Origin of the sequence: Paenibacillus piri (genome assembly GCF_004354045.1) — a bacterium.
In the GTDB taxonomy this organism is placed as follows: Bacteria; Bacillota; Bacilli; order Paenibacillales; family NBRC-103111; genus Paenibacillus_S; species Paenibacillus_S piri.
The window spans coordinates 320,869-333,231 of the sequence record NZ_SMRT01000004.1 but is presented as its reverse complement, the minus strand read 5'-3'; the positions used below and the strand labels follow the sequence as shown (position 1 = coordinate 333,231).

Below are 12,363 nucleotides of genomic sequence, written 5' to 3'. Positions count from 1 at the left end.
GTTGCGGAACGACTGAAGCAACCAAGACTAATTACTTAGTGGGAGGCAATTGTTTATGCTTAGATCTCTATATTCCGGCGTATCCGGTATGAGAGGGTTTCAGACGAAACTGGACGTAATCGGCAACAATATCGCTAACGTGAACACGGTCGGATTCAAGGGCGGACGCGTCATGTTCAAAGATATTTTGAGCCAAACGGTCGCCGGCGTAACGCCTTCTATAGACGGGACCAAAGGCGGGGTAAATGCCAAGCAAATCGGTTTGGGCGTATCGGTCAGCGCGATCGACACGATACATACGCCGGGCAGCGCGATGACGACGAACGTTCCTACGGATTTGCGGATTGACGGCGACGGATTTTTCCTCGTTTCGCCGACCCCCGGTACCGGGGAGCCGTTCTTGACACGTGCGGGTAATTTCTCGTTTGATGCGAACAATCAGCTGGTAACCTCGGACGGATTGTATGTACTCAGTCAAGATAACGCGATAATCGATTTGGATAACATCGGCAATGTTACAGCCTATTCCATTTCAAATGCGGGTGAGATTATTACTGTCGACGATGTAGGGAACACAACCAATTCGGGCGTTTTCATAGGGATCGGCAAAGTGGCGAATCCGTCCGGTTTGGAAAAGGTGGGGGGAAACTTGTACCGTCAAACTCCCAACTCCAATGACGCCGGCGCGCCGGTTTCCGGAGAGATTCGGTTCGCTAACGATCCTGCTGCAGGTACAGGTGCGATTGTTGCCGGACAGTTGGAAATGTCGAACGTTGATTTGACGGCCGAATTTACGGAGATGATCATCGCCCAGCGCGCATTCCAGGCCAACTCGCGGATCATCACCACGTCCGACCAAATTTTGCAGGAAGTCGTTAATTTGAAGCAGTAGTTTAGAATAGACGGGGGAGGGTCGCAGCTCCCCTAATTTTCCAAAATGGAGGCTATTCATGATTCGACTGACCCGCCTCAATGGGAAGGGCATTACCGTTAATGCGCTGCTCGTTGAATCTATCGAAGAAACGCCCGACACGATGATCACGTTGGTCACAAGCAAAAAAATTACCGTGCTGGAGCCAGAAAAAGAAGTAGTCCGGCTAATTACGGAATATATGATATCCATCGGTGCGGTTGCCGGAACAATAAAGAGTTTGGATTCGGAGGGGTTGTAGTTGTTAAAAAGTAAAATTTTTTTGTTAGTGGTTGCGATTCTTATAGCTATAACCTTAATATTAACAGCGGCATTCGTATTGTGGAATTATATGGATAAAGCAAGCTCGAGTCCACAGGAGCTGGCGCAAAACTCGGCCAAGGAAGTCAAGCAGGCTAAGAAGCTTTCACCCGATGAGACTAAGGCCAACACCGTTATTTTAAAAGATATTTTGACGAATCTTGCTACCAATAACAGATTTATTAAGGCAAGCTTCGCCATTGAATTGGAAAATCCGAAGGCCAAGGATGAATTTGAAAAGCTGGATTTCAAAATGAAAGCCATTATCGTACAGACGCTCTCCGATATGACGCCAGAGCAGGTACAAGGCAGCAAAGGCTTGGATAATCTGACTTCGGCCCTTATGAATAAAATGAACTCATTGTTGTCCGCGGGAAAAATTAAACAAATTTGGATTACGGACAGCGTGCTTCAATAATTGTAAAAAAACAATTTGTGTGAGGGAGGTGACGTAATGGTTGATGTACTTTCGCAGAATGAGATAGACGCTTTGTTGGCCGCGTTATCCTCCGGTGAGATGGATGCTGAAGAGCTTAAAAAGGAAGACACCCAGAAAAAAGTAAGAGCTTATGATTTTAAACGGGCGGTTCGCTTTTCCAAGGACCACATTCGAAGCTTGACACGAATACATGAAAATTTCGCCCGCTATTTAACGACATATTTTTCCGCCCAATTGCGCACGTTTGTGCAAATAAATGTGGTACAAGTCGAACAATTGCCGTATGATGAATTTATCCGCTCTATTCCAAAAATGACAGTTCTAAACATTTTCGAAGCGGAGCCTTTGGAAGGAAGAATGGTGCTTGAGGTACATCCCAACGTAGCGTTCGCTATGCTGGATCGTCTGCTTGGCGGGGCGGGAAGCTCGCCTACGAAGATCAACGCGTTGACGGAGATTGAAACCATCGTCATGGAGCGAATTTTCAGCAGGGCGTTTGAAAGCCTTCAGGAAGCGTGGAAAACGGTTATAGATCTTTCCCCGCGCCTGGAAGCGTTGGAAACGAATCCGCAATTCATGCAGATTGTTTCGCCGAATGAAACGATTGCATTGATCTCTTTAAGCACCAAGATCGGTGACACGACGGGCATGATCAATTTATGTATCCCTCACGTTGTTATTGAACCGATCATGCCGCGATTGTCGGTCCACCATTGGTTCGTTTCACAGAAAAAAACAAGCGCTCCTGAAGAGGTATTGGCATTGCAGTCCCGATTACACAAGGCCAAGCTTCCGATCATTGCGGAATTGGGCGAATCGCAAATTTCGGTCCGCGAGTTTCTTAGCTTGAATACCGGGGATGTGATAGCTCTGAATAAGCCTGTTGAGGAATTATTACATATTCGTATCGGTGAAAGATTGAAATTTATCGGAAATCCGGGAACGAGTCGAGGAAAATTAGCGGTACAGATTACGGAGATTGTCAACGAAGGAGCGGATGAACATGACGAATAACCGAGATTATTTGTCCCAAGAGGAAATCGATGCACTGTTAAGGCAATCTTCCGGCGAGAGCTCTGCCGCTATAAGCGGAGAAATAAATGTGGAGGACTTCCTGTCTTCACTGGAACAGGACGCGCTTGGCGAGATCGGTAATATTACATTCGGCAGTGCGGCAACGGCTTTATCTACATTGCTTGGCAAAAAGGTGGATATTACGACGCCGAAAGTATCCGTCATTCCTAGAGAGGAACTGGTTTTGGAATTTCCGAAGCCTCATGTGGCGGTCCATGTCAATTATGTTGACGGATTTCATGGCACCAACCTGCTGGTCATTAAAACCCGAGATGCGCAGGTCATCGCCGATTTGATGATGGGCGGTGACGGAACAGGCCAGAACACGGAGCTGTCCGAGATTCATATAAGCGCCGTGCAGGAAGCGATGAATCAAATGATGGGATCGTCGGCAACTTCGATGTCGACCATTTTCAACCGGTTCGTCAATATTTCTCCGCCGGGGATCGATATCCTTAATTTATCCGAGGGCGAAGGGACCAACGCGCTTCCGGCAGAAGAAGTGTTCATTAAAATATCGTTCCGGCTAACGATAGGTGATTTGATTGATTCCACCATCATGCAGCTGCTTCCGGTTCCTTTTGCCAAAGATATGGTCTCGACGCTTATGGGCGGAGGGGACCTGATGGACGAAGCTGCAGCGGCAACCGCTCCGGCAGCCGCGCCAACGCAGCCTCCGGCAGCGCCGGCACCGGCTCAGCAGCCTCCGGCAGCTCCGCCGATGCAGGATCCGTATGCGCAGCCGATGTATCAGCAGCCGCAGCAGCCCATGTACCAACAACCGATGTACCAGCAGCCGATGTACCCGCCGCCGCAGCCTCCGGCACCGGCAACCTATGGAACAGGCCCGATCCGAAATGTCAACGTACAGCCGGCTCAATTTGCAGGCTTTACCCCTGCTTCCTTAACGCCGGCCGAGGATACGAACCTGAACTTGCTGCTGGATATTCCGCTTAAAGTCACTGTCGAATTAGGCAGGACGCATAAGGTGATCAAAGATATTCTTGAGCTGTCGCAAGGCTCCATTATCGAGCTGGACAAGCTGGCGGGCGAACCTGTCGATATTTTGGTCAACAACAAGCTGATCGCCAAAGGCGAGGTTGTCGTAATTGACGAAAACTTTGGGGTACGTGTTACAGACATAGTGAATCAGTGGGATCGAATTCAAAAATTACAATACTAATCAACCCCTAGGAGGACTGTTTACCCATGGCAAACCGAATTTTGATCGTAGATGATGCTGCTTTTATGAGAATGATGATCCGCGATATTTTAACCAAGAATGGATACGAAGTTTGCGGCGAGGCCAACGATGGCGCTCAAGCGATCGAGAAGTTTAAAGAAGTGCGTCCCGATTTGATTACAATGGACATCACGATGCCCGAAATGGACGGCATTGCAGCCTTGAAAGAAATTAAGAAGCTGGACCCGGGCGCCAAAGTTATTATGTGTTCCGCAATGGGGCAGCAGGCGATGGTTATCGATGCCATTCAAGCCGGCGCCAAAGATTTCATCGTCAAGCCGTTCCAGGCCGATCGCGTAATCGAAGCCATTAAGAAAACGTTGGGATAGTACGGATGAGGGGAGAGTCTGACATAAACCGAAAGGAATGTGAAACTTGAATAGACTCATAACCAGACTTTGTTCGCTGATCGTTATGGGGGTCATACAAGCGGCCGGTTTCTCGATGATATGCTTCGGGGAATCCGGCGCCTCGGCGGAGCCGCTTCCTGCGGATAAACCGGAGTTCGGTTATCCCGGGGGCAGCACGGCCGATACAATGTGGATGGTCGTCAAAGTCATTTTCTTTCTTATTCTTATTATCGGAATATTTTTCGTAATTGTTAAGTTTCTTTCGCAAAAAAATAAATTTTTATTTGGGCGCTCTTTACGTTCGCTGGGCGGCTTGCCGCTCGGGCCGAACAAGTCGATACAAGTGGTCGAAATCGGCCGATCGCTCTATATCGTCGGGGTCGGCGACAATGTGCAGCTGCTTGAAAAAGTCGAGGATGCCGAGGAAGTCGCTTATATAACCGAGATGCTGACGAACTCAAGCTCGATGAATACGGTCAGCTTCGAAACGTTAAGCGGGTGGTTGGGCAAACGGAAGAACAAGCGGGAACAGGACGACATCCAAATCGAGGAATCCGATGTGACGGCAACTTTTCAGCAAGTATTCCATAATAAAATGCAGCATTTGTCCGACCGCAAGAAGATGATGGAACAATTGCTGGTGGATGACAAGAACCAGGATCGGACGAGTGATAAGACATGAAATGGAAGACAACCGCCATCACCACCGCCTCTTTGTTCGCTGTCATGCTGCTGTTCGGCTCCCATGCTTTTGCGGCCGATCCGATTCCCGGAATTAATATTGATATCGGTTCTTCCGGCAATGCGGGAGGAGCCTCCGCTACGATTAATATCATTTTGCTGATTACCATATTAAGCATCGCGCCGGCCATATTGATTTTAATGACCAGCTTTACGAGGATCATCATTGTGCTCGGATTTGTCCGGACCTCATTGGGCACCCAGCAAATGCCGCCTAACCAGGTGTTGATCGGATTGGCCTTGTTCCTGACCTTTTTCATTATGGCGCCGACGTTGGGCGAATTAAATCAGTCCGCCTTGCAGCCTTATCTGAAAGGCGAATTGACGCAGACGGCAGCGCTGGAGAAAGCTTCTCTTACGATGAAAAAGTTTATGTTTGAGCATACGCGTCAAAAAGATCTGAAGCTGTTTCTCGATTATTCCAAAGCGAACCCTCCCACAGGAGTCGAGGATACACCGCTGACCGCAATGGTTCCGGCCTATGCAATCAGTGAACTTAAAACGGCTTTTCAGATGGGATTTATGATATTTATCCCGTTCCTGGTCATCGATATGATCGTATCGAGCACGCTTATGGCAATGGGCATGATGATGCTGCCGCCCGTCATGATCTCGCTTCCTTTTAAAATATTGCTGTTCATTTTGGTCGACGGATGGTACCTTGTCGTGAGATCCTTACTGCTCAGCTTCAATACGTGAGACCGATACTTACGAAGTCGGTTTTACCTCGACTAAACAATCAGGTACGCCGACCGATGCAGGAGGAGAATAGCACGTGAGTTCCGAGTTCGTCATTCATTTGGCCGGCGAGGCCGTGTACACGGTCCTTAAAGCCAGCGCGCCTATGCTGGTGCTCGCTTTGGCGGTCGGCTTGATCATCAGTATATTTCAGGCAACGACTCAGATCCAGGAGCAGACGCTCGCTTTCGTCCCGAAAATTGTTGCCGTGCTGTTAACGGTATTGGCTTTCGGACCCTGGATACTGACGACATTGGTTGATTTTACTTATAACCTGTTGAATAATCTTCACAAATTTATCGGCTAGGTTGTGGGTGAATGGATTGGATAAGTCAGTTTTTACCCGGCTTCATGCTTTTCTTTTGTCGGATTGCCTCGTTTTTTGTTGTCGTTCCGGTCTTTTCGGCTAAAAACGTCCCGGCTCACTTTAAAATCGGGATCGCATTTTTTGTTACCTTGATGGCTTATACCGTTATGGGCGTTTCGATGCCGGTATCTTTCGATTCGCTTTATGTGTTATCCATCATTCGGGAAATTCTCGTGGGGATCTGCCTGGGCTTCGTAGCTTATATGTTTTTTACGATCGTACAGATTGCCGGTTCATTCATCGACATTCAGGTCGGCTTCGGAATCGCCAACGTGATTGATCCGATGACGGGGGCCTCAAGCCCCATTATCGGGAATCTGAAATATATGATTGCGATGCTGCTGTTTATTTCGTTAAACGGACATCATTTACTGTTAAAAGCGATTATGGAAAGCTATCAATGGATTCCGCTGTCCAACGATATGTTTGCACGCATGTACAGCGGCCAAATTTCCGAGTTTTTGCTGAAGTCGTTTTCAACCGTATTTGCGGTCAGCTTTCAAATGGCATCGCCCATCATAGCAGCGCTGTTTTTAACGGATCTCGGACTTGGCTTGCTGGCCCGGGTCGCGCCGCAGTTCAACATTTTCGTTATAGGCGTCCCGCTTAAAATGTTAATCGGGTTTATGCTGCTCATTTTGTTATTCCCGGCTTATCATGATGTGTTTAAAGATGCTTTTGTTACAATGCTTGACCATCTGCAAAAGTTTTTCGCTTTATTTGCAAGCTAACCGGGAGGACTGGGTGTGGAACGTATTCGATTGCAGCTGGATTTACAAATGTTCGCAGGTGAGAAAACAGAACCGGCTACTCCCAAAAAACGGCAGGAATCAAGAGAAAAGGGAGAAGTGGCCAAGAGCATGGAGCTGCCGGCTGCCTTTATCCTGTTTTTCGCATTTTTGTCGTTCTACTTGTTCGGCGGCTATTTTAAAGAACATTTGATGCAGCTGTTTCGTTCCATTTTTAACGATTACTTGCTGATGAATTTGTCGATGGAAAATGTCGGGTCGCTGTTCAATCAGCTGCTGCTGCAGAGCCTCCTGTTGTTGGCGCCGATTCTATTGATTACGGTCATAACGGCCATATTCGGCAACTATTTGCAGATCGGTTTCCTTATGACAGGCGATCCGTTGAAAATGAAGTTCAGCAAGCTGAACCCGATTCAGGGCGCGAAAAATATTTTTTCGATGCGGACGGTTGCCGATTTTTTGAAGTCGGTGCTCAAAATGTCGATTATCGGCTATGTGGTATATTCGACCCTTTGGGCGGAGAAGAGCCACCTGATGGACTTGGCCAGACTTCCGCTCGACAGCATATTCGTCTTCGCCTCGTCCGTATCGCTCAAGCTGGGCGTCAAAATAGGTCTCATTCTCATCGTACTTGCCCTGTTCGATTATATGTATCAAAAGTACGAGTTCGAGAAGAAGCTCCGCATGTCCAAGCAGGATATTAAGGACGAGTATAAAAAGACGGAGGGCGACCCGTTAATCAAATCGAAGATTCGCGAAAAGCAGCGCCGGATGGCCATGCAGCGTATGATGCAGGAAGTGCCGAAGGCGGATGTGGTCATTACCAACCCGACTCACTATGCCGTAGCTCTTCGGTACGACGCCCAAAACATGCAGGCGCCAACCGTGCTGGCCAAAGGAACCGATTATATCGCGCTGAAGATCAAGCAAATCGCCAAAGAAAACCGGATTATTACGATGGAGAACAAGCCGCTGGCCCGGGCGTTATATGCCAAGGTGGATATCGGCGAAGCGATCCCGGCCGATCTGTTCCAAGCCGTCGCCGAAGTGCTCGCTTATGTGTATAAGGTGAAAGGAAAAGCGAATTAAACCGGGAAAGGAGGATACCTGCAATGAGAGTAAAGGATCTGGTCGTACTGATCGGCGTGATCGGCATCGTTCTGATGATGGTCGTTCCGATACCGCTCTGGCTGATCGACGTCCTGTTGATTATTAATATATCTGTAGCGCTAATCATCATTTTGGTGGCGATGAATACGCAGGAGGCGCTGCAATTTTCCATATTTCCATCCCTGCTGCTGATCACGACCTTGTTCAGGCTTGCCTTGAACGTGTCGACAACCCGAAACATTTTGGCTAACGCCGATGCCGGTAATGTGGTCAAAACCTTTGGTTCTTTTGTTGCCCAGGGGAACATCGTAGTCGGTTTTGTCGTATTTATTATCCTGGTTATCGTACAATTTATCGTTATTACCAAAGGTTCTGAGCGCGTTGCCGAAGTTGCCGCCCGCTTTACGCTGGATGCGATGCCCGGCAAGCAGATGGCGATCGACGCCGATTTGAACGCAGGCTTGATCAATGAGCAGCAGGCGAGACAACGCCGTGAAAAAATTTCCAATGAAGCCGACTTTTATGGAGCGATGGATGGCGCCAGTAAATTCGTAAAAGGGGACGCCATCGCCGGCATTATTATTTTGATCATTAACATTTTGGGCGGCCTGATTATCGGAATGACGATGAAAGGGATGTCGATCCAGGAAGCCGGCAATTTATATTCCATTATGACGATCGGCGACGGGCTGGTCAGCCAAATTCCGGCTCTGCTCATTTCGACTGCCGCCGGCTTGATCGTAACCCGGGCTTCCTCGGAAGGAAATCTGGCGCATGATTTGACCCGTCAGCTGCTGTCCTATCCGAAGCTGCTTTATATTGTAGCCGGTACGATTACTTTGCTCGGCATCTTCACTCCGATTCACCTGATCACGACATTGCCGATCGCCGCCGTGCTTACATTTGCCGCCATGAAAATGCAGAAAAACCTGGTTAAGCGGCAGGCGCAGGACGAACAACTGGAAGAAGAGCAGCAGATTGAAGAGGTGCGCAGCCCCGAAAGCGTCATCAGCCTGCTGCAGATCGATCCGATCGAATTCGAGTTCGGGTACGGTTTGATTCCGCTGGCGGACGTACAACAGGGCGGGGATTTACTGGACCGGATTATTCTCATCCGTCGACAATGCGCGCTGGAGCTCGGGATTGTCGTTCCGGTTATCCGAATCCGCGATAACATTCAGCTGAAGCCGAATGAATATGTGATTAAAATTAAAGGCAACACCGTTGCGCGCGGCGAGCTTATATTGAATCATTACTTGGCGATGAGCCCGGGGATCGACGACGATTCCATCACGGGAATTGATACGCTGGAGCCGGCCTTCGGTCTTCCGGCACTGTGGATCGACGAGGTTATGAAAGAACGGGCCGAGCTGTCCGGATACACCGTGGTCGACCCGCCTTCGGTCGTGGCGACCCATCTGACGGAAATTATCAAGAAGCATGCCCATGAGCTGTTGGGCCGTCAGGAAACAAGAGCGTTGGTCGAAAATGTCAAGGAAAGCTACCCTGTACTGGTCGACGATTTGATCCCGAACGTGCTGTCTACAGGTGATGTGCAGAAGGTGCTCGTCAAGCTGTTGAAAGAAAAAATATCGGTTCGCGATTTAGTGACCATTTTGGAAACATTGGCCGATTACGGAACCTATACGAAGGACCCTGAAATTTTGACCGAATATGTGCGGCAAGCCCTATCGAGACAAATTACGCAGCAGTTTGCGGGGCACGGAGAATCGTTGAAGGTCATTACGGTCGGTCCGACGTTGGAGAAAAAAATTGCCGAGTCGGTGCAGCAATCGGAGCAAGGCAGCTACCTTGCGCTCGATCCGGGCTCGACGCAGGCGATCTATCAGCGAATTACGGATCAGGTAACGAAGCTGGTCCAAGCCGGCCAGCAGCCGATCGTGTTAACGTCTCCGACGATCCGGATGTACTTAAGACAGCTGCTGGAGCGCACAATGCAGGATATTCCGGTACTTTCCTACAGCGAGCTCGAACCCAACGTTGAAATTCAAAGCATGGGGGTTGTTAATTTATGAGAGTGAAGCGCTATGTGGTCGACTCGATGCCGGATGCTTTGCAAAAGATCAGAACGGATTTGGGCAAGGATGCCGTTATTTTAAATACGAAGGAAATACGCTCCGGCGGCTTTCTGGGCATGTTTTCAAAAAAGAAGATCGAAGTGATCGCAGCTACCGATCAATCTGCAGCCCCTGCGGGCCAGCCGGGCCCGGTTCAGACCAAGCTTCAGCCGGCTATGCCGCAAGCTGCCGCCCATGTTCAGCCGCTGGCGCATAAGCGGGCCGAACCGCAGCAGCGCGAACTGCCGAAAGCGGCCTACGGGTCGCTGCAAGTTGCGCAGCAAGCGTATGCCCGGCCCGTCATGGCCGCTGCTGTGACACCCAAGCATCCTGATCCGGGGACATCGGCTGCGGCGCTGTCTTTCCCGGAGGTGCCCGATGTCGTGATTCCGGAGGTTGCGGCCGCATCCGCGTTTGTGCCTCCGGCCGCGTCCGTCAAGGCTGAACCGGCTGCGGCCGGGACAGCTTCGGATAGGGCGAACCCTAAGGAAGATGTGCTGCTGGATGAAATTAAACAGATGAAGGAGCTTATGCACAAGCTGTCGGCCCAAACGCTGCAGCAATCTCCTGTCGCTCCGGTATTGGCGGAGCTGCAGCAGCGGCTGCTCGAGCAGGAGCTCGATCCGCTGCTGGTGCAGGATATTGTTGCCGGGGTGGCGGAGGAAGCCAAGGCGGAAGGGACCGAATTGACGGAGGAATCCGCCCGGGCATCGATCCGTTCGCGACTGCTGGACCTGTTCACCATCGGCGAATCGAAACAAATGTCACCCGATACAAGAGTCGTGCATTTTGTCGGGCCTACCGGTGTCGGGAAAACGACGACGATCGCCAAGCTGGCCGCCGAGCAGGTGCTCAAGTATAACCGCAAGGTCGGCTTCATCACTTCGGACACGTACCGGATTGCGGCAGTGGAACAGCTGAAAACGTACGCGACGATTTTGAACGTGCCGCTCGAGGTAGTGTTTTCGCCGCAGGATTTATCCAAAGCCTACGAGCAGCTGAAGGACCGGGATTTGATCTTCATGGATACGGCAGGCCGCAATTACCGCAATGAGATGTATGTCTCGGAGCTGAACGCGCTGCTGAACTCGCAGGGCAAGAGCGAAACGTTTCTGGTCATGAGCCTGACAACCAAATATAAGGATATGAAGGCGATTACCGAAAACTTTTCCAAATTTAAGCTGGACAAGGTGTTATTTACGAAAATGGATGAAACCGAATCGCTTGGCCCGATTGTCAATCTGGTCCATGATTTTAAGCTTCAGCTTTCTTATGTGACCAACGGGCAAAGCGTGCCGGATGACATTACCGAATTGGCTGAGCACCACATCATCGACCTGATATTGGGGGCCCGCAAAGATGAATGATCAGGCGCAAGGACTTCGCGATCTTGTTTCGAACCAGCAAAGCCAGCCGCCGTCCAAAGCGACGCGCATTATTACGGTAACTAGCGGCAAAGGCGGCGTGGGCAAATCCAATTTTACCTTGAATTTTGCGCTCACGCTGCAAAAAAAAGGGTATAAGGTGCTCGTGTTCGACGCGGATATCGGCTTGGCCAATATTGACGTGCTGATGGGCATCACGGCCAAATACAATTTGTATCATCTGCTCAAAAAAGAGAAGACCATCTGGGAAATTGTGCAAACCGGGTACAACGAGCTGAAATTTATTGCGGGAGGCTCGGGTTTTCAGGATTTGATCCGGTTGACGGAGGAGCAGTTGGACGATTTCGCCGAACAGGTCAGCCAATTAAACGGTTCCGTCGATTTTATCATTTTCGATACGGGCGCCGGGCTGTCCAAAGAGACGTTAAAATTCATTCTGGCCGCGGAAGAAACGATTGTCGTCACGACACCGGAACCGACATCGATTACGGATGCGTACGCCATTATCAAGATGGTCAGCTCAATGGATAAGCAGGTGAGGTTCCGGCTCGTCGTCAACCGGGCGACGGATTGGAAGGAAGGCAAGCAGACGGCCGATAAAATCAGTATGGTGGCCAAACAGTTTCTGCAGCTGGACATTCCGACATTAGGCTACGTTGCCGACGACGGCAGCGTTTCGAAAGCGGTAAAGAAACAGGTTCCCTTTACAATCGAATATCCGTCCTGCGCAGCTTCCCAAGCGATAGACAAGCTGACGGATGATTTTATTGCCAGACAAACACCGACGGATAACGAAGCCGGGGCAGTCAAAGGATTTTTGTCGAGGATGATCAAGCTTCTTAAGCAATAGCAGCCTCT

General features: G+C 49.8%; 14 protein-coding genes. All 14 read left to right on the top strand.

All coding sequences use genetic code 11. From position 1 onward, the window contains the following. Positions 1 to 55: 55 nt before the first annotated feature. Positions 56 to 892: a flagellar hook-basal body complex protein gene (locus E1757_RS12040; protein ID WP_133228109.1), complete on the top strand. Its 837-nt coding sequence runs from the start codon at positions 56 to 58 to the stop codon at positions 890 to 892. Between the two features lie 58 nt (positions 893 to 950). Then, complete coding sequence (locus E1757_RS12035; protein WP_133228106.1) at positions 951 to 1,172, top strand: flagellar FlbD family protein; 222 nt, start codon at positions 951 to 953, stop codon at positions 1,170 to 1,172. Continuing rightward, positions 1,173 to 1,649 carry a flagellar basal body-associated FliL family protein gene (locus tag E1757_RS12030; protein WP_133228104.1) on the top strand — a complete coding sequence of 159 codons (477 nt, stop codon included), beginning with the start codon at positions 1,173 to 1,175 and terminating at the stop codon, positions 1,647 to 1,649. A gap of 36 nt (positions 1,650 to 1,685) precedes the next feature. Next, positions 1,686 to 2,684, top strand: coding sequence for a flagellar motor switch protein FliM (gene fliM, locus E1757_RS12025; protein WP_133228102.1), 999 nt, complete (start codon positions 1,686 to 1,688; stop codon positions 2,682 to 2,684). Then, entirely contained in the window at positions 2,674 to 3,927 is a 1,254-nt protein-coding gene (gene fliY, locus E1757_RS12020; RefSeq protein WP_133228100.1) for a flagellar motor switch phosphatase FliY, read from the top strand. Before fliM ends, fliY begins: the two co-directional genes overlap by 11 nt. Positions 3,928 to 3,953: 26 nt before the next feature. After that, entirely contained in the window at positions 3,954 to 4,316 is a 363-nt protein-coding gene (locus tag E1757_RS12015) for a response regulator (protein ID WP_133228098.1), read from the top strand. A gap of 46 nt (positions 4,317 to 4,362) precedes the next feature. Continuing rightward, entirely contained in the window at positions 4,363 to 5,019 is a 657-nt protein-coding gene (locus E1757_RS12010) for a flagellar biosynthetic protein FliO (protein ID WP_246079157.1), read from the top strand. Then, positions 5,016 to 5,777: a flagellar type III secretion system pore protein FliP gene (fliP, locus tag E1757_RS12005; RefSeq protein WP_133228096.1), complete on the top strand. Its 762-nt coding sequence runs from the start codon at positions 5,016 to 5,018 to the stop codon at positions 5,775 to 5,777. Before E1757_RS12010 ends, fliP begins: the two co-directional genes overlap by 4 nt. Before the next feature lie 76 nt (positions 5,778 to 5,853). Next, the gene (gene fliQ / locus E1757_RS12000; RefSeq protein ID WP_133228094.1) at positions 5,854 to 6,123 is read left to right on the top strand and encodes a flagellar biosynthesis protein FliQ; all 270 of its coding nucleotides are present in this window, start codon (positions 5,854 to 5,856) and stop codon (positions 6,121 to 6,123) included. A gap of 11 nt (positions 6,124 to 6,134) precedes the next feature. Next, entirely contained in the window at positions 6,135 to 6,914 is a 780-nt protein-coding gene (fliR, locus tag E1757_RS11995) for a flagellar biosynthetic protein FliR (protein ID WP_133228092.1), read from the top strand. A 48-nt stretch (positions 6,915 to 6,962) separates the two neighbouring features. Continuing rightward, the gene (flhB, locus tag E1757_RS11990) at positions 6,963 to 8,021 is read left to right on the top strand and encodes a flagellar biosynthesis protein FlhB (protein WP_181956637.1); all 1,059 of its coding nucleotides are present in this window, start codon (positions 6,963 to 6,965) and stop codon (positions 8,019 to 8,021) included. 23 nt (positions 8,022 to 8,044) lie between these two features. Further along, positions 8,045 to 10,078: a flagellar biosynthesis protein FlhA gene (gene flhA / locus E1757_RS11985; RefSeq protein WP_133228088.1), complete on the top strand. Its 2,034-nt coding sequence runs from the start codon at positions 8,045 to 8,047 to the stop codon at positions 10,076 to 10,078. Next, entirely contained in the window at positions 10,075 to 11,487 is a 1,413-nt protein-coding gene (gene flhF / locus E1757_RS11980) for a flagellar biosynthesis GTPase FlhF (protein WP_133228086.1), read from the top strand. The genes flhA and flhF overlap by 4 nt, the downstream gene beginning before the upstream one ends. Beyond that, positions 11,480 to 12,355: a MinD/ParA family protein gene (locus tag E1757_RS11975; protein WP_133228084.1), complete on the top strand. Its 876-nt coding sequence runs from the start codon at positions 11,480 to 11,482 to the stop codon at positions 12,353 to 12,355. Before flhF ends, E1757_RS11975 begins: the two co-directional genes overlap by 8 nt. Positions 12,356 to 12,363: the final 8 nt, after the last annotated feature.